This window comes from Cognatiyoonia sp. IB215446, assembly GCF_033963825.1.
Lineage (GTDB): Bacteria > Pseudomonadota > Alphaproteobacteria > Rhodobacterales > Rhodobacteraceae > Yoonia.
Genome location: NZ_JAXBMD010000007.1, coordinates 86,537 through 109,493 on the forward strand (window position 1 = coordinate 86,537; position 22,957 = coordinate 109,493).

Here is a 22,957-nt window from a genome sequence, read left to right on the forward strand (position 1 = left end):
TACTGACTCTGCGACAATGAATGGCCGCGAGATCTCAAATTGAGTGTCAAATCCGTCAAGAACCGCCTTACCCTTACAATTAGGCGGCTAAGGGACAAATGGATTGGCGCGACAGTTCCAATATCCATAGTATAATGCTGAACGCTTACGTAGAAGCTGCAAAGCAGCCAGATTTCGTGTGTTATGGAAGTGGACATAGGCGACTTCATCGTCAAACGCCGATGTGATCTCGTCCGCCAGATCTTCACCTTGATGAACATCGATACCGAACATCAATGATTGTGATCAAATGACCGAAGCAAAAGAAGCTGCGCGCGGAATACATCAAGCACCCCCAGCCGAGCTGCATTGCATGCGGCACGCGCTGTGCGTCGCATTCGGTACTGCAAGTCGCAGTATCCTTGGCTTGAAGCTGTCAAACAGCCCCGCCGTTGCGGATTCAAAGGCCGTCTTGCGGATGTCCGTGCGCGATAAGGCCGAACTGACGCGGCAACTCGGATCCCAGACGGAATGGAAGCAGCTCGGCCATATCTATCGCGTTTCCAACGTGACGCCATCCGCTAACGCCACGCTTGCGGTTGAAAGCATCAATGCACCGAAGCTGACTGTTTTGAACAAAGAAGTCATTGGGTTTCTCCAATTGGTTGCTGTGCTCTCAAGACTGATGATTGTGTTTTTTTTGCAACAAGACTTGCCTCAGAAACATTAAGTTCCATTCGATTGAACAATTGCATGTCGTATAAGGGCAAAGGTCCGGCATGCCGTTAGGCTGCCGGACGGACCTCAGTTAGCGATTTGATTTTGTGGGGTTGGCGCTTAGTTGGTTTGCGCCATGAAGGCCTCGAAGGCCTTCTTATAGTCAGGGTGCCACCTGCTTAGCGCAGGTCGGTTTTCGATGACGTCACCAACACTCCACGCGACGCGTTTTTCGTCGATGTCGCGCGAGACATCATTGTCCGGACAAAGGATATAGAAATCTCCACGGTTCACGCTGTCGACAAAGAAGTCGATTGTTTGCTCAGCAGTCCAGGCGGAGGCAGGCTTTTCAGGGGCGCTGATCATGCCGGTATAGACGAATCCGGGAACCAGAAGGTGCGCCGTGATCCGATGCCCCGGGCCAGTTCTTAGCTCATGGGAGAGTGCCTCGGTAAACGCCTTCAGAGCCGCTTTTGAGACGTTGTAGGCCGGGTTGCCCGGCGGCGTTGTAATGCCTTGCTTGGACCCGGTGTTGATAATCGCTCCGGGCCTGCCGCGCGCGATCATGTTTGGGGCAAAGACTTGTGTTCCATGGATCGGTCCCCAGAGGTTGATACCAAGCATCTTCTCCCATGGAGCGGCGTCTTCGATGGTCGAGGATTTCCCACCGACACCAGCGTTGTTCATCAAGATATCCGTCCCGCCAAAGCGATCGGTCACTTGCTGCTCCAGTGCCGCCAACTGCGCACGATCACTCACATCAGCCTCGGAGGTCATAACCTCGGTCGCACCAGCTGCGCTTATCTTCTCAGCCGCCTCTGCCAGCTTTTCCGCGTCACGGTCAACAACGACGATGCGCATACCCATGCGGGCGAACTTCGTGGCGGCGGCGAGGCCAATACCCGAGGCACCTCCGGTGATCACGGCCACGGAATCTGAGTTGAATGCAGGATGTGTCATGGGCGAGGTTCCTCCTGTGTGAACGTTAATTTGGCAGGCCCAGACACACGCTAGGCCTGCCTAGTGATATCAGGCCGCGTCGGCGATATCGGTTTTCAGCTTCATCATGCCTTCCATTCCGAAAGCGGTGAAGAGCGCTTCTGTCGCCTTTTCCGCCTGAACATTCATGGGAATGACGGGCTCGGCCATGCCGCTCTTGTCCACCTCTTTGCGGAGCTTGCGCTGTCCAGGCGCCGTTTCGATAACCTCAAGCACCGCATCCGCCACGATCTGCGGTACCTGCAGTGGGTTATTTGCAAGCGACTCCCCCATGCTCTGGAGCATGGCTTCCGGCGCACCAGCAAACTCGCCATAGCTTGCGTCGCGATCACTAGACGATGGCTGGATCAAGTTGGCAAAGAAGTTTGTGGGGAAACCTCCGGGTTCGACAACAGCAACGTCGACGCCGAACTGGCTCAGTTCCCAGCGGTAGTTTTCGCTCAGCGCCTCGACGGCCCATTTCGCGGCGTTATAAGGCCCGAGGAAAGGAACAGTCACGCGGCCAAGAAGGCTTGTGACGTTCAAAATGAGACCCGATTGTCGCGCCCGCATTGCAGGCAGAACAGCCCGCGTCATCCGCTGCACACCGAAGACGTTGACGTCAAAGATGCGCTGGAAGTCATCGCCCGAGAAGTTTTCTTGCAAACCATGGGCACCGGCACCTGCGTTGTTAACCAACACATCAATGTGTCCGAGAGCAGCTTCTGCTGCGGCCACGCCAGCTTCAACAGATGCATCGTCCGTGACGTCGATGTCGACAACTTCAACGCCAAGATCGCGCAAGGTTTGCGCAGCGTCCTTGTTGCGCCCCTCGGGGTCACGGACAGTCCCGGCGACGCGGTGTCCGGCTTTTACCAAATCTGCCACCATCAGATTTCCAAATCCGCTGCTGGCACCTGTTACAAGTATGTTCATTTCGTCTCTCCTGATTGCGGCCCTCCATCGGGCCTTGCGATGACAGGAAATTAGAGATTGCCAATACAAAGCAACAGACATATCAAATTGAACTAATGGTTGCAGACATTAGAACAATTGGTATGCCGGCCTTGGTCAGTTTTCACGCCGTCGCACGTCTCGGTGGGATCAGCATTGCGGCAGATCATCTTAGTATAGCGAAGTCCGGCGTGTCCCGGCATATATCACGACTGGAAGAGTATTTTGGTGTAAAACTGGTCGAACGCAGCGGGCGGTCCGTCAAGCTCACGCCGACCGGTGTCCGCCTGAACCAGCGCATCCAGTCTATTCTGGCGGACATTGATCTGCTTGATGACATCGCGCGCGAGGAAGGTGGCAATGTCTCTGGCCAGGTAAACTTCGCTGCGACAGCAGAGTTCGGCTCCGTCATCGCGTCGGTCCTTCTGCCTGCCGTCCAGGAACGTTTTCCTGATCTCACACTGGTCATGCGCCCCGCATATGATTTCGAAGACATGCAGGATCCAAGCACCGACCTCGCATTTCGGATCGGTACTTTCGACGATGACCGACTGGTCGCAAAGCAATTGGGAAGCTTCCGGTGCTGGGTCGTTGCTTCGCCTGAGCTGGCTGCCAAATCGACGATCAACACACCAGAAGATCTCAGGGAACAGCCGTGTCTGACATTCCGAGGCGATGTTGCCAGCAGTAATTGGACTTTCTTTTCTGGTGACGGGGTGTCGACCATCAAGGTGCATGGACCTTTCGCCACACGGAGCTTTTCCGTCTTACTGGACCTCGCAAAGCGGGGGCAGGGCTTTGCCTACCTACCGGAGTTTATGCTTGAGGACGCTTTGGCCAGCGGAAAACTAGTGCGCTGCCTGCCCAATCACGTCTCACGGCCATACTCTGTCTATTTGACGTTCCGTCCAGGCACCCGCCGGATCGCGCGCGTTGATGCTGTTGCCACCCTCGCAGAAGAACTGATCCCCAATCTCTTGTCGGGCGATGCAACGTAAGTCCCTTATCCGCAGTCCGCTCATTCAACTAACGACGGAATTTGCTGGAACAGCGAATGGCGGCGATGCGGGCTGCCAACGCAGCATTCGAGAGATGTGTCGGATGTCGGCTTCGGGCCGTCCGCGATAGCGGCCTTCCGTTATCTTTGACACACCTATTGGCTCGACCGCGCTTTTTGGCATCGCGACTATCCTTTTCGGCTCCGCTTTACCGCCATTGTGGGTGATTTCGGTAACAGTCCGCTCAAATGGACGTGCGTTCTAGACCGTGCCTCAAACTACTTCAAAGCTGAGTTTTAACGATCCATATGAAAGATCGCTTTGTCCCGCATAGTCGAAACCCAATATCCTCTTATCCCCGCATGAGCGATGGCAAATCGCCCGTCAGCCCTGCAGCTTCACGGATGAAAGCCCGGCGCAGGCTGGGCGCTGCGTTGATGGCGCCCATGCCAAAACCTCGGATCGCACGTAAGAGAGGGTTATCGTTTGAGAACAGGCGGTTGAATGTGTCGGTCGCCATGGCAAGTGTCGCCGTGTCGAACCTGCGCCATTGTTGGTAGCGCGTAAGAACCTGTGGGCTGCCGATATCCTCACCGCGTCCGCGTGCCTCGGTCAGCACATCGGCCAAGGCGGCGACGTCACGCAGGCCCGCATTCAGTCCCTGTCCGGCAATCGGATGCACGCCATGCGCCGCGTCTCCGATCAATGCTACACGGTCCGCGACGAAGCTGTTGGCCAACGTCAGGCCAAGCGGGTAGGTGAAGCGTTTGCCGGTCAAGCTGATCTCGCCCAGGAAGCTGCCAAAGGCGGGGCGGAGCGCGGTCAGGAAATCCGCGTCATTCATGGCGGCAAGTTCCGCCGCGCGAGCATCTGTCTCGCTCCACACGATGGACGAGCGGTTCTCGGTTAGTGGCAGAATAGCGAGGGGGCCTGCTGGCATGAAGAACTGGTGCGCAATGCCGTCATGCGGTTTTTCATGGGCGATGGCACAGACAACTGCCTTCTGGCCATAGCCCCAACCGGTGCGCTTGATCCCGGCACGCGCGGCCGTACCAGATTGGCGCCCGTCCGACCCGATCAGCAGCGTGCCAGCGCAGGTCTTGCCGCTTTGCAGGGTCACACGCGCTTCTGCAGGACCAACTTCCTGAGAAACAACCGTTTCGCTCGAAAGATGCGTGATCTGCGGCTCTTGCGCCATGGCATCAAGAAAAGCCCGGCGCAGATGGCGATCTTCGACCATATAGCCCATCGGCCCTTCTTCGATCTCGGCATGGTTGAAATGCATCATCCAGGCACCTGGCCCTTCGCCCGCACGGCCATCGGTCACCTTGATTTCGCGCATGGGCTGGGCGTTCTCGCTGATGGCGTCCCAGACGCCGATCCCGCGCAAAAGTCGCATCGAGGCCAGTGCCAAAGCATAAGAGCGTCCGTCGAAATCGGGCCGTTTGCGGCGATCCACGGGCAAGCTGTCGATGATGGTGACTTTGCATCCGGCCTGTGCTGCTGCGAGCGCCAGAGCGGGGCCATTCAGCCCGCCACCGACGATGATCAGATCGTTTTCCATGGCCTGCAATATGCGCGCCCGCGCGGGATTGTCCATGCGCCTGATGGCCGCTAGGGTCGCGCGAACAATGGGAGACAGACATGCAGGATTGGCGCTGGATGAAGGCCGCAGATCTTGGTCGCGCGATCGGGGCAGGGCAGATTGATCCGGTGGCGCTGACCAACCATTTTCTAGAGGCGATTGATACACATCCGCATCGCGACCGCATCTATGCGCGTGTTACCCATGAACGAGCCCGCGCCGAGGCGGCCGCAGCCAGTCTTCGCGCGAAATCGGGCATGCGGCGGGGGCTTTTGGACGGGGTGCCGGTATCGTGGAAAGACCTCTTTGATACCGCCGGTATCGGCACTGAGGCGGGCACGGCGCTGATGGCGGGCCGGGTACCTGAGGATGACGCAGAGGTGCTCAAAAACGCAACGGCGGCGGGGCTCGTTTGTCTGGGTAAGACGCACATGTCGGAGATCGCGTTTTCGGGGCTGGGACTGAACCCGATCACCGCGACACCGCCTTGCGTAAATGACGAAGATGCGGTGCCGGGCGGCTCATCCTCTGGTGCGGGTGCGTCGGTGGCCTTTGGTTTGGCGGCTGCGGCGATCGGGTCTGATACCGGCGGGTCTGTCCGCATCCCCTCCGCCTGGAACGATCTGGTGGGGTTGAAGACGACCCATGGCAAGCTGTCTCTCGATGGTGTTGTACCGCTTTGCTTGACCTTTGATACGGTGGGTCCGCTCTGTCGTTCCGTCGAGGATGCGAACTTACTGATGGCAGCACTTGGTGGAGAGAAACCGGCTGATCTGACGGCGTCCCGCCTTGATGGTTTGCGCTTGATGGTACTTGATACGATTGTGCCGGAGGATGTGCGCGATGCGCCTCGTGCAGCCTTTGAAGGGGCGGTGGACAAGCTGCGCGCGGCGGGCGCACAAATCGAGCATCGCTTTTTTGCGCAGCTTTTTGATGCGTTCAACGTGGCGGGCAATCTTTACGCTGCTGACAGCTATGGCTGGTGGCGCGATTTGGTCGAGGCCCATCCCGAGAAGATGTTTCCGCAAATTCTGGAACGGGTCCGGGGCGGGCAGACCGTGACGGGACCGGATTATGTGGCAGGCTGGAACTTGTTGCGGCAAATCCGCAAGGAATATGCCGCTGAGACGTCCCAATTCGATGCCGTTATCCTGCCAACAGCACCGATTTTGCCACCCAATGCGCAGCGGCTTTTGGATGATGATGACTACTACAAATCAGAGAACCTGCTCGCCTTACGCAATACGCGGGTGGCCAACCTGATGAATGTCTGCGCGATCACGTTGCCTACCGGCGTTCCGTCCTGCGGGATCATGTTCAACGGACAGAACGGGGATGAGGCCGCGCTGCTGCGGGTCTGTGCGGCAGCGGAGAAGGTGCTTCGGGCAGAGTAGGTCAGATGCCGCGACTACGGCGGCGGGACCGTTGCTCCAAGATGGGCCAGTATTGCGTCGATATGAGCATCTCGTAATGGCTTTACGGGAAAATGATCGTCGAGATCATCAAAGCTTGTGAACATCTCGCGCGATAGCGACAGGGTGACAATGGGGCCGAAGAGGAGGTGAAAAAACGCTTTCTGATCGACGTCCTCGAAGACGCCGCGTGCCTGACCATCCTCGATCATATGCCAGACAATGTCTTGCTGGGGGGCGATGTAGTCTTGATGAAAAGAGCGCGCGACGTTCGGGAATGCGCGTGATACCTCGGCAATCAGCGGCGACATACGGCCCACATCGGAATGGATTGTCTTGTCGTAAAGTATCCTGATTGCCGCGCGCAGCCGGTCTGCCGGGTCGAGAGACGTGTCAGCCCCAAGCACGCGCAAATCATCCAGCGCAGGCGCATAACCATCTGTCACACAAGCGATAAAGAGCGCATCCTTCCCGGTGAAATGGTGATAGAGGCTCGCCTTTGTCATGGCACAGGCCTGGGCCACTTTGCTCATCGAAGTGCCAGCAAAACCGTTTTCCAGAAAAAGCTGCGTGGAAATGCGAATGATTTCGTCCCGACGTGTCTCCGCTCCTGCGATTTCCATATTCATGCTTGACCCTTCCAATAGTCCTCCTAGTTTCCCTACCGAACGGTCGGTTAACGACAGATAGGAGCCCGCCATGCCGATGCAAGTCTCTGCCCTCATCCCAGCAACCCTGGCATTCTGCCTTTTGGGTAGCATTGTCGCCGCGCAAGAGCCAATGCCAGATCCAGTGAAAGAGGCGCCCCCACTGTTTGTGCGTACGATGGTTCTCGGGTCCGCAAGCGTGACGCAGGAGCGCCAGTTCTTCGGACGCATCGCGGCGCTTGAAACTGCGGATCTTTCATTTGAAGTGCCCGGCTATCTTGCAATGCTCGACGCGCCGCGCGGGACGTTTGTGGCAAAGGGTGAGGCGCTTGCGGGTCTTGATCTGGGACCGTTTGCACGGGCCGTCGAGCGGGCGGAACTGTCATTGCTGCAAGCCGAACGCGATCTTGGACGATTGGCCGAACTGGCTTCGCGCAACGTGACATCCGACGTGCAGGCCCAGGATGCCGAGACGGCCCGCGATCTGGCAGAAGTCGCGCTGCGCGATGCCAAAGAGGCGCTGGCCGATGCACAGATGCGTGCACCCTTTGATGGCATTGTCGCTGACCGGATGGTGTCGACCTTTACCAATGTCGCCGCCGGCCAACCGATCTTGCGTTTGCACAACATGTCCGAGATCCGGGTTGAGTTTGATTTGCCCGAACGCCTGCTGACGGCAGTCGGTGATCCGGCGGGGGTGTTGTTCTCTGCCGTGTTGCCCGGTCAAACGGACCCGGTCCCTCTGATCTTTCGCGAGATTGCGGCAGAGACCGGATCGGTCGGGCAAAGCTACACCATATCGCTGGCCGTGGCCGGTGATCTTCCGGTCCGCGTGCTGCCCGGAAAGACGGTCACTGTGACGGCGCGGATTGCGCGGCCAAACGACATTATCCCGGTTCCGGCAACGGCGGTCATCACCGGGCCAGACGGTGCTGCGTCGGTGGTGGGATTGCAGGAAGGGGATGGCGGTCTGTTGCCGGAATTCATTCCGGTCGACGTGCACTCCACCACGGGCGTTGACCTCGGCATTTCCGGCGTGGCGCCCGGGACAGAGATTGTGGCTTTGGGTGGCCATCTGATTGGCCCCGACATGCCGCTGGCGCGCTATGCCGGTCTGATTGTTGAGGGGGAGTGATCCATGCAAATCGCCCGCCTCGCCATCCTGAACCCGCTTTACACCTGGCTCTTGATCCTGTTCTGCCTCTTTGGCGGCGCGGCGGGATATCTGAGCGTCGGTAAGCTGGAAGACCCCGTCTTTACCCTGAAATCGGCGCTTGTCATCACGCCTTATCCCGGCGCCACCGCAGCCGAAGTGGCTGTGGAAGTGTCCGAAGTGCTTGAGGCGGAAATCCAGCAGATGGACGAGATCGATTTTGTCACATCTGCCAACACGCCCGGCCTTTCTGTGATCGAGGTCACGATCCAGGACACCTATGACGGAACAGAGCTTCCCCAGGTCTGGGACGATATGCGTGACCGGATTGCAGATGCCGTACCAGCGCTGCCACAAGGCGCATTGGCGCCTGTCGTCAACGACAGTTTCGGCGATGTGTTTGGCCTGCTTTATGCGGTCACGGCACCGGGCTATGCCGACAGCGATATCTGGGAGATTGGTACGTTCCTGCGGCGAGAGCTTTTGGCCGTTGATGGCGTTGCCAATGCCGAGATTCTTGGATTGCCGGAAGAGGCTGTCTTTGTCGAACCATCGAGTGCGATGCTGACTGCCTTGGGGGTGCCGCCGGATGTCATTCTGGGTGCCGTTGCCAATGCCAATACGATTGTGCCGACGGGAACGGCTGATGACGCACGGCGGGACTTGCGTGTGGACGCTCCTGCCCCGGACGATTCCGTGTCTGAAATCAGCGCCCTGACCTTTGGCTTTCAGGGCGAGGTGATCAACCTCACCGACATCGCGCAGGTCTATCGCGGGCGTGTCAGCGACCCCGGCCACATCATCCGGCATAACGGGCAAGAGGCGTTCACGATTGGTGTCGCGGGCCTGACTTCCGAAAACATCGTCTCGGTCGGGCAGCGGGTGGAAGAGCGGTTGGACGCCATTGCGCCACTTTTGCCAGCGGGCGTGACACTGCAGCCGATCTACGAACAACACCGGGTTGTCGACACGGCAAATCAGAATTTTCTTGGCAGCCTCGCGATGTCCGTTGGCGTCGTGATCGGTGTGCTGGCGCTTTTCATGGGATGGCGTGCGGCGGTGGTCGTTGGAGGATCACTCTTGCTGACCGTCAGCTTCACCTTCTTCTTCATGAACATCTTTGACATCAAGATCGAACGGATCAGCCTTGGTGCGCTGATCATCGCGATGGGCATGCTGGTGGACAATGCCATCGTGATCGCCGAAGGCATGCAAATCCAGATGCGACGCGGGCGCAAGGCCATCGATGCCGCTGCCGATGTGGCACGACGCACGCAGACACCGCTTTTGGGGGCCACGATCATCGGGATCATGGCCTTTGCGGGCATCGGGCTGAGCCCTGACAGTTCGGGTGAGTTCCTGTTCTCGCTCTTTGCGGTGATCGCCATCTCGCTTTTGTTGTCATGGCTGATCGCGGTCACTGTCACGCCGCTTCTGGCGAGTTACTTCTTCAAAACAGAAACCGCCACGGATGCCAAAGACCCCTACGACACCTTGTTCTTCCGCATGTATGCTGGCGTCGTCCGGGCCAGTTTGCGGGTGCGCTGGCTGGTCATCATCGGGCTGATCGGTGCCACAGTCGCCGGTGTTGGCGCAATGGGCGGTGTGAAGCAGCAATTCTTTCCGCCAGCGACCACCCCCTTGGTTTACCTCAACTACAAAGGCGTGCAAGGCAGCTCCATCGCCTCGGTCTCGGATGACCTTGCAATTGTCGAGGACTGGTTGCTGGAGCGTCCAGACGTGGCCGCGGTCACGACGACAATCGGCCAAAGCATGACGCGGTTCATGCTGACCTATACCCCAGCGGACCCCGATCCCTCCTTTGGTCAATTGGTCATTCGCGTGAACGATCACACCGAGATCCCGGCGCTCCGCGATGATCTGACGGCATTTACAAGTCGCGCGATCCCTTGGGCCGAAACGAGGGTAGAGCAGATCATCTATGGCCCGCCTGTGGGGGCGGATGTCGAGGTGCGCCTGTCGGGCCCTGATCCGGATGTCTTGCGCGGGCTTGCTATGGAGGCGCAGCGCATCTTTGAGACGCAGACCGATTTGCTCATGGTTGAACGGATCGACTGGCGCGAACGCGAACTGACGACGCAGCCAATCTACGCCGTTGAACGCGCACAGGCCTTGGGGATATCGCGTTCGGATGTCGCCCAGGCCATCGCGCTTGGCACGGACGGTATTCGCGCGGGTACATTCCGCGAAAATGACCGCCTGATCCCAATCGTGATCCGCACGCCAGCGGCCGATCAGACGCCCGATGGCGTGCTTCTTGACCAGCCTGTCTATGCGCCCAGCACGCAAGGATACACCACACTGGCCCAGGTAACCGATGGCTTTCACGTTGTCGCGCGCGACACGCTGATCCAGCGCCGGGATCGCGTCAACACGATCAGCGTGCAGGCCTTTACGGTGCCGGATGTGCTGCCGCCGCAGGCCTTTGCCGAGGTGCGCAGCGCCATTGAGGCGATGGAGCTTCCTCCGGGATATCGTTTTGAATGGGGTGGTGAGTTTGAAAGCGCGTCCACCGCACAGGCCAGTCTTGGCCGCCAGATGCCGTTGGCCTTTGGCACTATGCTGCTAATCACCATCCTGCTTTTTGGTAAGCTGCGCCAGACGGCGGTGATCTGGACAGTGGTGCCGATGGCCGTCACCGGTGTCGGATTCGGCCTTCTTTACACAAATCTGCCGTTCAGCTTCACCGCACTTCTGGGTCTTCTCAGCCTCTCTGGCATGCTGATCAAGAATGCCATCGTGCTGGTGGAGGAAATTGACGCGCAAAAGATCGAAGAGGGTAAACCGCAATCGGAGGCGATTGTAGCCGCCTCAGTCAGTCGTCTGCGCCCGGTCATTCTTGCTGCGGCGACGACGATCCTGGGCATGGTGCCGCTATTGGCGGATGCGTTCTTTGCCTCAATGGCGGTGGCGATCATGGCGGGCCTGGGCTTTGCCTCGATCCTTACTTTGATCGGGGTGCCGGCCCTTTATCACACCTATCTGCGCAAAGAGCGGCGGGAAGAAAAGCGCAACCGCGCAGGCCAGAAAAAATCAGGTGCTCTGCTGCGTCTTCTGGGGCGGCGACACGTTCCGGGTCCTGCGCATGGCCCACAGGAAATCGCCGCAGAATAGCAGCGCGGTGCAGCGGTGCGCGTTTCCTCCCGCGCGCGCACCGCATACTGCCCTTCAGCCCTGACCAAAAAGCCACAAAAACGCGCGCGGGGCCGCCTTATTCTGGACAGACATCCCGCATGCACGCTAGTTTGTAACAAAGCGGGGCGCAACGATCCCGCATATTGAGGCAGTTATGGTGTTTCCAGAGCGGTTTGCGGACCTTCCGGCAGCGACGTGGCCACGCTTGCGTGCGCTTCTTGACGTCCCAACGAAGGCATCCGAGACTATAAATATGACCATTGGCGAACCCCGCCATGCGTTCCCCGCTTTTGTGGGCGACATCCTTGCGGCCAATCTGCAAGGATTTGCAAAGTACCCCGACAATAACGGTGTTCCGGCACTTTTGGAGGCGATTGGCGGATTTCTTCATCGGCGCTACGGTGTGGACGTCCCGCCAAGCCAGATTTTGACCCTGAATGGCACGCGCGAGGGGCTTTACAACGCTGCGATGGCGCTGTGCCCTGAACAGAAAAACGGCAAGCCCATCATTCTGTCGCCCAACCCGTTCTACCCGGTCTACGCGGTCGCGGCCCTATCTGTGAGTGCGGAGCCTGTTTATGTGCCCGCGACGGCCGAAACCGGTCATTTACCGGATTTCTCAGCCCTGCCTCATGACGTGCTGGATAGAACCGCGCTCGCCTATATATGCTCGCCCGCCAATCCGCAGGGGGCTGTTGCCGATGAAACCTATTGGCGCGATCTGATCGTGCTTGCGGAGAAGTACGACTTCAAAGTGCTGGCCGACGAATGCTATTCCGAGATCTACCGCGATACGCCGCCGCCCGGAGCATTACAGATCGCGCACCAGATGGGTGCTGATCCAGAATGTGTGGTGATCTTCCATTCGCTCTCCAAGCGTTCAAACCTGCCGGGCCTTCGGTCGGGGTTTTGCGCGGGCGGGCCAGAGTCGATTGCGCGGCTGCGGCAATTGCGTGCCTTTGCCGGTGCGCCATTGCCAGAGCCGTTGCAGGCCATCGCGGCGTCTGTCTGGAATGACGAGGCGCATGTGGTTGAGAACCGCGCCCTATATCACCGCAAATACGAGATTGCAGACGATATTCTGGGTTATATCCCCGGCTATCAATCCCCGCAGGCGGGGTTCTTTCTCTGGCTGCCAACGGATGATGGCGAACAAGCTGCAGTCAGGCTCTGGCAAGAAACCGGCGTACGGGTTCTGCCCGGCGCGTATCTCAGCCGCGCGGTCAACGGCGAAAATCCAGGCAAAAACTACATTCGGGTGGCCATGGTCGCCCCAACACAAGAAATGCAGCGCGGTCTGACCCTGATCCGCGACTGTCTCTACGATTGAGGGAACGGTAATCATGGCATCATATCAGACACGACAGCGCGACCCGCTTTTGGACAGCACCACGCAGGCGGTGATCGAAAAACGCGGGCGTGAATTGTTCGGGTTGTCGCTGGCCGTTCTTGGGGTCGTCATTGCCGTCATGATGGGCAGCTATTCGCCCGACGACCCAAGTTGGATTTCGGCAACGGATGCTCCGGTGCAGAACTGGATGGGGCATCTGGGTGCCTCGATCGCCGCCCCGGTGATGATGATCATCGGTCTGGGCATCTGGGTTCTGCCCGCATTGCTGATCACCTGGGGCGCGCGGTTTGTCTTTCATTACGGACAAGAGCGGGCTTTCGGCCGTCTGATCTTTGTTCCGCTGGCGATCATTCTCGCCTCGCTTTACGCGGCGACCCTGACGCCGGGTGCTAATTGGCCCGCGAATTTCGGGTTGGGCGGGCTTTTTGGCGATACAGTTCTGGGCGTGGTCCTGACGATTGTTCCTTTTGGAGCGCATTTTGGGGTAAAGCTTCTGTCACTGCTGACAGCAATGGCGATGCTGACTGCGTTGGCATTTGCACTCGGCTTTACGAGGCCAGAACTGCGGGTTGCGGGTCGGTTCCTGCTTTTAGGAACGGTGATGCTCTATGCGCTCATCGTGCGCGGCTTGGGCAAAGGTGCGTCATTGTCGGCGCATGCGGCCCAGCGAATGGCAACGAATTTGCAAGAAAAGCGCGCAGCCGCGGCAGAGGCACGCGACATCGCGGTGGACGAAACGCCCGTCGATATTCCCGATTTCCGCAGTATTGCCCAGAACGACGTCAAGATGCGCGCCGCAGCCGTGGTGCGCGCTAACCCTGTCATGCCAATGGGCGAGCCGCCTTTGACCGCTCCTAAGATGCCGCCTGCGCCGCCCTTGGCTGCGCAGGCCCGCGTGCCGGAGCCACCACAATCCAACGGGTTCCTGTCGGGGCTGTTGAAACGTAATGACCCGATGCCAGAACCCGAACTGGTGACGCCCGAACCTTTGTCCGGCACTGCTGAGGACACCAATCCTGACCGGGTCAGTGCGCGGATTGCGGATGCGATCAAGAACCGGAGCGTTCCTCCGGTCCCATCGGGCGTGCGGATCGAACCCTCGCTGACCGCTGGGCGTGGCCCCAAGCCTCTGGTCTTCAACGAGCCCGAAGATGATGCATTGGTCGAGGACGACGCGCCTATTATGGCGACGCCGCACATGCCGATCCCCGATGTGCATGTCCCGCCTGCACCGGAGCCACGCACTGTTGTACAGCATCCGCCCAAACGCGCGCCACAGCCGTCACGGCAGGCCAAGGCAGAGGCGCAGCCAGCGCTGAAGTTTGATGACCGCTATGCCGATTATGAACATCCTCCTCTGGGCCTTTTGATGAACCCTGTGAAGGTCCAGCGCCATCATCTGAGCGACGAGGCGCTGGAGGAAAACGCCCGCATGCTGGAAAGCGTGCTGGATGATTATGGCGTGAAGGGAGAGATCGTCTCGGTCCGTCCCGGTCCGGTTGTCACGATGTATGAGCTTGAGCCCGCGCCTGGTCTGAAAGCGTCCCGTGTGATTGGCCTCGCCGACGATATCGCGCGCTCCATGTCTGCGCTGTCGGCGCGGGTCTCGACCGTGCCGGGCCGCTCGGTGATCGGGATCGAACTTCCGAACGAAAACCGCGAAAAGGTGGTGCTGCGCGAAATCCTCAGCCACCGCGATTTTGGTGATGGTAATCACAAGCTGCCGCTGGCGCTGGGCAAGAACATCGGCGGCGAGCCGATTGTGGCGAACCTCGCCAAGATGCCTCACCTTCTGATCGCGGGGACGACCGGTTCGGGTAAATCGGTGGCGATCAACACCATGATCCTCAGCCTGCTTTACAAGCTGACTCCGGATGAATGCCGGATGATCATGATCGACCCGAAGATGCTGGAGCTTTCCGTCTATGACGGCATCCCGCATCTCCTGTCGCCCGTTGTGACTGACCCCAAGAAGGCGGTTGTTGCGCTGAAATGGGTCGTGGGCGAGATGGAAGAACGCTATCGCAAGATGTCCAAAATGGGCGTGCGGAACATTGACGGCTACAATGGCCGCGTGAAGGATGCGCTGGCGAAAGGCGAGCTGTTCAGCCGCACGGTCCAGACCGGTTTTGACGACGAGACGGGTGATCCGATCTTCGAAACCGAGGAATTCGCGCCCGAAGCGATGCCCTATATCGTCGTAATCGTGGACGAGATGGCCGACCTGATGATGGTTGCCGGTAAAGAGATTGAGGCCTGCATCCAGCGCCTCGCCCAGATGGCGCGAGCATCGGGCATCCACCTGATCATGGCCACGCAGCGCCCCTCCGTCGACGTGATCACCGGCACGATCAAGGCGAACTTCCCGACGCGGATCAGCTTCCAGGTGACGTCGAAAATCGACTCGCGCACCATTCTGGGAGAGATGGGTGCCGAGCAACTGCTGGGCATGGGCGACATGCTCTATATGGCGGGCGGGTCGAAGATTACCCGCGTGCATGGCCCGTTTGTGAGCGATGAGGAGGTCGAAGAAATCGTCAACCACCTCAAAGCCTTCGGCCCACCCGACTACATGTCCGGCGTGGTGGACGGCCCCGATGAAGAGAAATCAAGCGATATCGACATGGTACTTGGCCTTGGCGGGAATACTGATGGTGAGGATGCGCTCTACGATCAGGCCGTGGCCATCGTGATCAAGGATCGGAAGTGCTCGACCTCCTACATCCAGCGGAAACTGGCCATCGGCTATAACAAGGCCGCTCGTCTGGTTGAACAGATGGAAGATCAGGGCGTGGTCAGCGCGGCCAACCATGTAGGTAAACGCGAAATTCTGGTGCCAGAGCAGCACTGAACGCAGCGTACGGGCTCAGGATCACTTTCTAGCGCAATGGGTTGGACTGGTTCACTCGGAGATATCAGCAAAGTAACCAACCAAATCGACAAAACTAGGCAGCTCAGAACAAACGCGACACCAGCCGCACCCATTCCCGCTTGCCTTCCGCTTTATGGTGTTAAGCGCCTGTGCCTCTGCGTATTCGGTCGGGCTCTTGAACTGATCCACAACGGTGTATTTAGACTTCAGGTGACAGATGAAGACGGTCAGGATGACCCCATCCTGATCCTTATCCATGATCTCGACCTGCAAGCAGTCGCGGCCAAACTGATAGAGCTTGTCATCAGCGCGACGAAACTTCTTATAGCGATGGCTGACGACGCGCCCGATTCTGAAATTCTTGGTGCAGATCAGGCCAAGATCGATCCCGCGAGGGTCGTTTGACGGGATCGAAACAACCCCTGTCTTTGGTCCATAGTCTGGGCCTACACTGCCCTGTACAAAGTCTAAGAGAGCGCCAAAACTCTCAATCTCCTGAAGCCCAACAATGTCGATGGAATTGTTGCCAACGCCATTTTCCCTGATGCGCTCCGCAACATCAAAGGCATGGGCGCGCGACTTTGGGTTTGCTCGAAAGCGGCCATAGAGATCATCTCCCACCGAATATGGATCGTCAAAGCGATCAAACAGGTTCTCGACGTTGTAGGTTCCGATACGAAATGGTCTGGGCACGAAAATCCTCTCAATTACTCAACAAAACAATCCTCACGATGTGTAAAACGCATACCGTTCATACGGCGTCCATGTGCTTCTGTAGCACGGGCCTCGCTAAATTGCATTCCTGCTCACCAGAACGGACATTTGAAGCTGTTCGAAGCAGTGAAATCCAAACCGCTTGTTCCACCACCGCCGAAGTTTCGCAGGATGGCGCTTAGCACTATTGCTGCATACTCACTGAACCTCGGTTAAGTCTAATCTGTGAACACAAGCGTAAATTAAGCGCAAGTCGTGAATACTGCTGGAAGGCCTCCAATACTGGACCGCCGGCGCCGCAGTCCGGGTGCGAACGTTGAAATTCAGGAGCCTGCCATGTGCCGTTTGGACTATCTCAAAGACCTTGTAGAAAGATTTGGCTGCAAGGTAACAAATGAAGAGTGGGATCGGGTCGGCGAACACGGGGTCGAGAGGAAGGTAAAGGCACGTACCCCCATTTACGACGACGTGACGATCGCTGATCGTGTCTTTCTTATTTCATCCGGAATTGCCGCGTCTTTCTTCAACCATCAGAATGGTCATGTGACACTGACACGGTTCTTTGAGCAAGGACACATAGCGACGAACGTCGACAGCATGTTGACTGGTGACTATGGCAGTGAGGAGGTTATCGCGATCACCGATGTTGTCGGTCTCGATTTTCCGTTTGGCTTCTTTTTTCACGAATACTCCTACGGGCAAGAGTTCGGTCGGTTTATCCGTTTGCATTTCATCCAAACGCTGCAGTTCGACAAAGATCTCTTGGTTTGCCAAAACTTGAACTTCCCTGAGGCGCGCCTGAGGTTTCTCAAAACGCACCATTCTTCTGTCATGGAGCATGCACTGAAGAAGGACGTTGCCGCTTTCCTAGGGATTACCCCGCAAGCCTATAGCAGGATACAAAGAAGAAATGGTTAAGATGACGAAGGAGCGGTAGAGGACGCTCCTTCTTTCCTCCCCCTGATCGAAAAGACTAAACCGCTGCTTTTCTCGGCTAGAGAGTTAACCAAGGTTCAGCAATGTGGCACCTTCTTCGAGTAAGACCTACGTAGTGTAACCAAATTGAACGGTTCGCATGAAAATAATAAGGATAGCGACCGCATTCGCCATTGCCGTTGCCGTTGCAGCGATTTCCTCGCTTGCCATTTACTGGCTGACGGCCTCGCAGCCGCATTTTCAAGATGTTGCGTATGCCAAGGAAAGCAGCAGAAACACGCTTGACGTCCATCTCTCCGAGACAGCTGCCGAGCCGCAGCCAGTTGTCATCTTGGTTCATGGTGGCGGCTTCCGGTCAGGTGATAAGGCAAGACCAAGCCACTTAGACGATTTTCTTGCAGCCGGCATCGCAGTCGCTGCAATCAACTATCGGCTCTCTGGGGAAGCAACGTGGCCCGCGCAATTGACTGATGTCACACATGCAGTGCGGTTTCTACATGACAACGCTACAGACTTCGGGATCGACCCAGATCGGATCGCGATTTTTGGACAATCCGCCGGCGGCCATTTGACTGCGACGTCTACGTTTGACCTCGCGGCACAAGGGGCAAACATCATTCGAGCGGTCGTCGTTTGGTTCGGCCCGGTGGACTTCAACACGATGGATGACGACATGGCTGCTTCCGGACAAGGGTCGAGCGACACGGACGGTCCAGGTTCTCCGGAGTCGGGGCTCATTGGCGCTCCAGTGGGCGAAAACCCGGAATTGGCGCGGTCCGCCAGTCCACTTACTTTTCTTGAGGCTCTGCCTGAAGACGCCCGCTTGCCACCCATCCTGATAATGCATGGTGCAAAAGATCCTTTGATCGCAGCGCGGCAGTCCGAGCGTCTACACGATGCCACCGCTGCGAGTCCGTCCAACGGTGGTGTCAGGCTGGAGATCCTCGCTGAAGGGACACATGGCGGCGGTGAGTTCAACGAGCCCGCGACTATCCAAGCGGTCATAGCGTTTCTCGATGATAAGCTTGGGTTGGAATTGTGATCGCCTCATCGGACACTGCGTGGCCGTTCGACACGCTAACAAATGCTTCCAACACGCTCATGACGTCCGGTTCATTTGATCGCAGGGCATTCATGCTTGGCGTCGCAACGTTGTCTTTGTCGGGATGTGCAAGGGACCCCAGCTTCGAAGTCTCGGAGGCAAGACCAGGCATTCCTAAGCGAATATTGCTACGAGCTACTGAAAACCTCGAAGTTGCGCGAGATCAAGCGGATGCGTTTCTTGCGTGGATTGATCTGGGCTGCATGTGCATTTGGCATCTTGTTCCTCAGTCACATCGGCTCGGTGATCGGTTTGCCGGGAGCGGGCTGAGCCCTTGGCGCGAAGAAGTTCGGCGGTATTTGCCACTATGCGCAGAGTCGATAAAAGTGCCCAGCTCTGCAGTTCAGAGTACCGGTTCTGTTTTCGCGACCACCCGTCTGGAGAACTGAGTTCCATGCTTAACCGAGGTTCATCTTAGTGATCTTGCCTCAGGCTATTGTCTGCGGAGGCTTACGATTCGGCGACTGGGCAGTCTCGGCACAATTGAAAGCGCCTTTGCGATTGGCGTGGAGCTTGACGATGGAAAAATCGGCAAAAAAGAAATCATTCGCATTTCACTTCAGTCTCATGCTCCTTTTACTGGTGGTCTTGGGCTTTGGCAGCAGAGCTGTGTTTCTGCCTGAGTACTGGCCACCGGTCCGCTTAGCACTCATCGTCCATATTGTTGTTATGGCCGTTTGGTTCTTCTTAGTCGTTACACAATCGTTGCTGATCAACAGGCGCGAAGTCGCCACTCACATGCATATAGGTCAGTTTGGCCAGCTCGCTGCGCTATTGGTCGTGGTGACGGGATCGTTGATGATCATCGAACTGAATTTGAGAGAATTCAATTGGATCCAGGTAGTCTCGAACACTGGTAACATGGTGACCTTCGCGATTTTCTTTGGTGCCGCGATGGTCTGGCGCAAAGATCGTGTTGCGCATATGCGGATGATCCTTTTTGCAAGCCTCGCTCTCATGACGCCGGCGCTCGCCAGACTGTTTCAACCCTTCGGAGCCGAAGCCCTGGCAATGCCAGCTTGGTTTGCGCTGATGGCGATTATTGCTGTCCTCGACATCCAACACTTCGGCAGTTTGACCAAAGCGACCTGGCTCGGTCTGGCGGTGAGTATTCTTTCTGCCGTTGCTCTCGTCGCAACATTACTCGTTCTCGGCCCAGAACCACCCGGAGCCGAAAGCGCGAGCGCCAGCGCGCTGCACAACCAACTCGCGGCAATTGACCTCTGGTCTCGTCACGCGACGGGGTCAGCGCGTGTCCAATGATATCCACCTAAGGTGGCGCCGCAACACAAGGAGAAAGCTCATCAGAACATCCCACTTCATACAAATGGCGTTCTTTGCCGTGCTTCTGAAGGCAATACCGATTGATGCGTATGCGCAGAGCCAGGAGCTGAACGAGAGCGCATCGCTGCTTTCATCTCCCGGCGGGTATGAGGGGCGTATTCGGTTGGTGCGCTTTCTCGACGAGCCGGATGGGTATTGCATCGATGTCCCGGGTCCGGCTGACAGAGCGATACTGGCGATGCCTGCGATAGCGCATACCTGTCACTTCGATCCGCTTCCGGATCAAGTCTTTATTTTCAACGGCAATGGCAACGGAATGATCCGTTGGGAATTCGGTGGGCGCTCCGCCTGTTTGACGGCTGCGTCAGCGCAAGCTGAGGCGCCGTTTTCGTTCGAGGATTGCGAAGCGAACGAACTTCAGAACTTCACATTCAAAGAGATCGGCGAGTTGCGCCTAAGCGATTCTGATCTTTGCCTCGCTGTAGAGGCCACCGGACCAAGGTTTGATGAAGCACTCGAGCCACGACAGGACGCGCGCGGTCGGGGGCGCCCAGTCAATCCGAAATTCTCGCATCTTGCGCGTGCCCTTCAGCTATCCACCTGTGGTGAAGGAGATCCATCGTTTCAGCGCTGGCAAGCCTATCCCGACTGACCCCGGCGGGCCCGAAGACATCCACTTACACCGACACAATTAAAGCGACAGGACGTCCAAATGAGCGAAATCTTTGTGACTACGGGTGTTTCTAGAGGCATTTCGGCCTTTGATAGAGATTCCTCTGGTGCTTGAAAGGCTGAGGACAATTCGGGCGGCCTGGCCGATGCTATCTCGGGCGATCCGCAGTGGTCAGATCTTTCGCCCGCAATGCAGTTTGATTGAGCCGGACCCAGACATTCTATGTCAATACGACGTGACCGTGCCCATCGATAATGGCAGCGTTATGACCTGCAACGTCTTCCGATCAAAGTCGCGGGCCAAAGATGGCTTGGCAGACCCAGTCGTGATGTGTGCCCATCCGTACGACAATCACCTGTTACCGGTTTTAGGTCGCACTCCGCTAAAAGGGCCCCCGCAGCAATATCGCCTCATACCGCAATCCGGAGAGATCCCAAAGTTTTCGACGCTCACAAGCTGGGAGTCACCAGATCCTAATTTCTGGGTTCCAAATGGCTATACATTGGTGAACCTTAACCTGCCCGGCTACGCCAATAGCATGGGTCAGGCAGAGCTCATGTCGACGAAGCAGGGCGAGGACTTCTACGAAGCAATCAAATGGGTTGCCGCGCAGGCGTGGTGCGATGGCGCGATTGGCCTAAGCGGTGTCAGCTACCTCGCCATCAGCCAGTATCACGCAGCCGTCGCTGCCGCGAAAGATGGCGATGCATCACCTCTCAAATGTATCTCACCCTGGGAGGGCGTTTCGGACCTCTACCGGGATTTGATCTGCCGCGGTGGCGTTGCAGATACGACCTTTCTGGAGTTTTGGTGGCACACCGAGATCAAGGAAACGCTTAACAACTCCCACGAAGAACTGGCAGCGCGCGAAGGTGCTAAACCGACAGAGATTCTGACCGCTCATCCATTGTTCAATGAGTATTGGGCCGACAAGACCGTGGATTTCAGCGCGATAAGGACACCTATGCTCGTTTGTACATCCTTCTCGGATCACGAACTGCACACACCGGGCTCAGATCGCGCCTTTCGCGAGGCTTCAAGTGCCCGAAAGTGGATGTATACGCACAGGACTGGCAAATGGGCTTCTTACTATTCGGAGGAAGTCAAAACACTGCTTCTGGACTTCATGGATCACCATCTGAAGAGCCAAAGCAACCGTTTCGACAGTCTCCCCAAGTTGCGTCTGGAAATACGTTCCTCAAAAGACCAAATTCAGGATGTGCGTTGGGAGCAGGATTGGCCTCTGCCTGATGCAGAGTACAGACCTCTATTCCTATCTGGCGAAGGCCTTGTCGAAACCTGTCCTGAAATCGCATCCGAGGTGTACTATGATATGCAGGGTGCTACGGAATTCGGTCTGACCTTTTCCGAAGACACTGAACTGAGTGGCCACATCAAACTGCGCCTCTGGGTAGAGGCAAGAGGCGACACTGTCGCCGAGACGCCCACCGACATGGTCCTGTGTTGTTTTTTGGATAAGCGCGACGTCCATGGCCATTCGGTCCGCTTCAATGGCACGATCGGGTCGGAGGACGATCTTTTGTCCCGCGGATACTTACGCGTTTCCCGGCGATCGCTTGACGCTGCGCGTTCAACCGATTGGCTTCCCGTTCTGGACGGTAGAACGGTTCAAGAACTGACGGCTGGACAGATTGTTCCGGTCGACATCCCTTTGTGTCCCATCGCTACGTTTTTCTCAGCAGGCGAAAGCCTGCATGTGATCATTTCGCCGCGAGAGCTTGTCCACGCTCCAGTTTTTGGTAAGGACACGAGTCTAAACAGGGGCCTACACGTGCTGCATTTTGGAGATGAGTATGATGCGCATCTTTTGGTGCCAGCTATTCCGCACGATCGAAGCTATTGAAATCTAGCAACTTTGGGTCGCCTCTCAACGACGGCCCAAACCGGTCATTCGACTACTCCAACATCGCTACAGCCCGGCTTCCCGGAAGCAGACATTGATGGAACGTGCGGACTACCATAGGGTGGAGGCGCGGCCTCCCCCTCGGACAAGACAAATAGACAAGGCTGTGTCCTCAGCTACGCCTGCGGGCCGCACCAACCTTGTCGATTTATCTTGTCTCGCCCCCTCCGCGTTCGCCACGTGGCAGATTTGCAGGAGCAGGCGGCTTCGCCGTCTAACCTTCAAATCGCCCCCGATTTTCCGCTTGGGAAACGGGATCAAACGAAACAAGCGGGTTTGGAAGTGGAACGTGAGAGATGCAGACAGAGGAAAGGTTTTGTCGCAAAAGGCAAAACTATGTGTCGCCTCACAAATGGGGGAATGGCGGACTGGGGAACCGTCTAACCCCCTTTTCTACGTGTTCAGCGGAGTTTGTATAAAGTCAGATTAAGAAAATAGATTCAGCTTTTTAGATCCGTGCCGGTTTCTTGACGTTTGCACTTGTTCATCCTAAATCAAAAAAAAGTGTGGGAACAAATGTGG

Annotated in this window: 17 protein-coding genes; 12 read left to right on the plus strand and 5 right to left on the minus strand. The window is 57.2% G+C overall.

What is annotated here, in order from left to right; all coding sequences use genetic code 11:
* The first annotated feature begins 289 nt into the window (after window positions 1-289).
* Window positions 290-709: a hypothetical protein gene (locus SLH49_RS19840; RefSeq protein ID WP_320270887.1), complete on the plus strand. Its 420-nt coding sequence runs from the start codon at window positions 290-292 to the stop codon at window positions 707-709.
* A 107-nt stretch (window positions 710-816) separates the two neighbouring features.
* Here SLH49_RS19840 and SLH49_RS19845 read toward each other — a convergent pair whose 3' ends face one another.
* Both SLH49_RS19845 and SLH49_RS19850 read right to left on the minus strand, forming a co-directional pair.
* On the minus strand, window positions 817-1,656 hold the full coding sequence (locus tag SLH49_RS19845) for an SDR family NAD(P)-dependent oxidoreductase (protein ID WP_320270888.1): 840 nt from the start codon (window positions 1,654-1,656) through the stop codon (window positions 817-819).
* Between the two features lie 69 nt (window positions 1,657-1,725).
* On the minus strand, window positions 1,726-2,610 hold the full coding sequence (locus SLH49_RS19850) for an SDR family oxidoreductase (protein WP_320270889.1): 885 nt from the start codon (window positions 2,608-2,610) through the stop codon (window positions 1,726-1,728).
* A 122-nt stretch (window positions 2,611-2,732) separates the two neighbouring features.
* Here SLH49_RS19850 and SLH49_RS19855 point away from each other — a divergent pair, with 122 nt between their 5' ends.
* Window positions 2,733-3,626 carry a LysR family transcriptional regulator gene (locus tag SLH49_RS19855; protein ID WP_320270890.1) on the plus strand — a complete coding sequence of 298 codons (894 nt, stop codon included), beginning with the start codon at window positions 2,733-2,735 and terminating at the stop codon, window positions 3,624-3,626.
* A gap of 352 nt (window positions 3,627-3,978) precedes the next feature.
* On the opposite strand, the gene SLH49_RS19860 is transcribed toward SLH49_RS19855, so the two are convergent.
* On the minus strand, window positions 3,979-5,226 hold the full coding sequence (locus tag SLH49_RS19860) for a UbiH/UbiF/VisC/COQ6 family ubiquinone biosynthesis hydroxylase (RefSeq protein ID WP_320270891.1): 1,248 nt from the start codon (window positions 5,224-5,226) through the stop codon (window positions 3,979-3,981).
* 44 nt (window positions 5,227-5,270) lie between these two features.
* Between SLH49_RS19860 and SLH49_RS19865 the strand changes: the two genes are divergently transcribed.
* Window positions 5,271-6,605, plus strand: a complete 1,335-nt coding sequence (locus SLH49_RS19865) for an amidase (protein ID WP_320270892.1) — start codon at window positions 5,271-5,273, stop codon at window positions 6,603-6,605.
* A 14-nt stretch (window positions 6,606-6,619) separates the two neighbouring features.
* Here SLH49_RS19865 and SLH49_RS19870 read toward each other — a convergent pair whose 3' ends face one another.
* Window positions 6,620-7,252: a TetR/AcrR family transcriptional regulator gene (locus SLH49_RS19870; protein WP_320270893.1), complete on the minus strand. Its 633-nt coding sequence runs from the start codon at window positions 7,250-7,252 to the stop codon at window positions 6,620-6,622.
* A 70-nt stretch (window positions 7,253-7,322) separates the two neighbouring features.
* On the opposite strand from SLH49_RS19870, the gene SLH49_RS19875 reads away from it, so the two are divergent.
* From SLH49_RS19875 to SLH49_RS19890, 4 genes are all read left to right on the plus strand, one after another.
* Window positions 7,323-8,405, plus strand: coding sequence for an efflux RND transporter periplasmic adaptor subunit (locus SLH49_RS19875; RefSeq protein ID WP_320270894.1), 1,083 nt, complete (start codon window positions 7,323-7,325; stop codon window positions 8,403-8,405).
* A gap of 3 nt (window positions 8,406-8,408) precedes the next feature.
* Entirely contained in the window at window positions 8,409-11,558 is a 3,150-nt protein-coding gene (locus SLH49_RS19880; RefSeq protein ID WP_320270895.1) for an efflux RND transporter permease subunit, read from the plus strand.
* Window positions 11,559-11,733: 175 nt separating this feature from the next.
* Complete coding sequence (locus tag SLH49_RS19885; RefSeq protein WP_320270896.1) at window positions 11,734-12,909, plus strand: aminotransferase class I/II-fold pyridoxal phosphate-dependent enzyme; 1,176 nt, start codon at window positions 11,734-11,736, stop codon at window positions 12,907-12,909.
* Window positions 12,910-12,922: 13 nt separating this feature from the next.
* Entirely contained in the window at window positions 12,923-15,781 is a 2,859-nt protein-coding gene (locus SLH49_RS19890; protein WP_320270897.1) for a DNA translocase FtsK, read from the plus strand.
* A 51-nt stretch (window positions 15,782-15,832) separates the two neighbouring features.
* On the opposite strand, the gene SLH49_RS19895 is transcribed toward SLH49_RS19890, so the two are convergent.
* Window positions 15,833-16,495: a hypothetical protein gene (locus tag SLH49_RS19895; protein WP_320270898.1), complete on the minus strand. Its 663-nt coding sequence runs from the start codon at window positions 16,493-16,495 to the stop codon at window positions 15,833-15,835.
* Between the two features lie 357 nt (window positions 16,496-16,852).
* Between SLH49_RS19895 and SLH49_RS19900 the strand changes: the two genes are divergently transcribed.
* The 5 genes from SLH49_RS19900 (at window position 16,853) to SLH49_RS19920 (ending at window position 22,375) form a co-directional block, all read left to right on the plus strand.
* The gene (locus SLH49_RS19900; protein WP_320270899.1) at window positions 16,853-17,434 is read left to right on the plus strand and encodes a hypothetical protein; all 582 of its coding nucleotides are present in this window, start codon (window positions 16,853-16,855) and stop codon (window positions 17,432-17,434) included.
* 157 nt (window positions 17,435-17,591) lie between these two features.
* Window positions 17,592-18,494: an alpha/beta hydrolase gene (locus tag SLH49_RS19905; RefSeq protein WP_320270900.1), complete on the plus strand. Its 903-nt coding sequence runs from the start codon at window positions 17,592-17,594 to the stop codon at window positions 18,492-18,494.
* Between the two features lie 579 nt (window positions 18,495-19,073).
* Window positions 19,074-19,817, plus strand: a complete 744-nt coding sequence (locus SLH49_RS19910) for a hypothetical protein (RefSeq protein WP_320270901.1) — start codon at window positions 19,074-19,076, stop codon at window positions 19,815-19,817.
* A gap of 79 nt (window positions 19,818-19,896) precedes the next feature.
* A complete protein-coding gene (locus tag SLH49_RS19915) occupies window positions 19,897-20,490 on the plus strand; it encodes a ricin-type beta-trefoil lectin domain protein (RefSeq protein ID WP_320270902.1) in 594 nt (197 codons plus the stop codon).
* A 286-nt stretch (window positions 20,491-20,776) separates the two neighbouring features.
* On the plus strand, window positions 20,777-22,375 hold the full coding sequence (locus SLH49_RS19920; RefSeq protein WP_320270917.1) for a CocE/NonD family hydrolase: 1,599 nt from the start codon (window positions 20,777-20,779) through the stop codon (window positions 22,373-22,375).
* Window positions 22,376-22,957: the final 582 nt, after the last annotated feature.